Below are 505 nucleotides of genomic sequence, written 5' to 3' on the forward strand. Positions count from 1 at the left end.
GGAGCGGTTGCCCTTGGCGAGCTCCACCAGCGAGCCGCCGGCCGCCTGGCTGAGCACCTTGTCGGAGTAGCCGTCGCCGGGCTGGTCGAGCCATTCGACCTCGGTGCCCGGGTACTTCTTCTCGAAGGCGGCGATCACGCCGTCCATGTAGGTGGTGAACTTCGGCTTCAGGGCCCAGGTCTGGATCGAGACCTTGCCCTTCACCTCGCCCGTGACAGCCGCGCTGTCGGTGGCGGTACCGGAGTTGTCGCCGAGGCCGCAGCCCGCCAGGGTCGACAGGGCGAGCGCGGTGACGGTCAACCGTACCCGGTGGCTTCTTCGCATCAGAGGGGTCTCCTGGTGTGTTCAGACGAGGGTGGGCCTGACTAAACCGCTCTAGTGATCGGGGACTATGCCCCCGATCCGATCCGCCGTCAAGGGTGCGCGCAGCGGCGTGCCAGCCCAACTCTGCTGACTCACAAGCCACTCAATCCGCCCGAGGGGTATCCCCCCTCTTGGCGGCGGC

Annotated in this window: 1 protein-coding gene; it reads right to left on the bottom strand. The window is 67.5% G+C overall.

The genetic code is table 11. From position 1 onward, the window contains the following. On the bottom strand, window positions 1-324 hold a 324-nt coding region (locus ABD323_RS45750), incomplete at its 3' end, for an extracellular solute-binding protein (RefSeq protein WP_344447819.1). Between the last annotated feature and the right edge of the window lie 181 nt (window positions 325-505).

This window comes from Kitasatospora nipponensis, assembly GCF_039528135.1.
Classification (GTDB): Bacteria; Actinomycetota; Actinomycetes; order Streptomycetales; family Streptomycetaceae; genus Kitasatospora; species Kitasatospora nipponensis.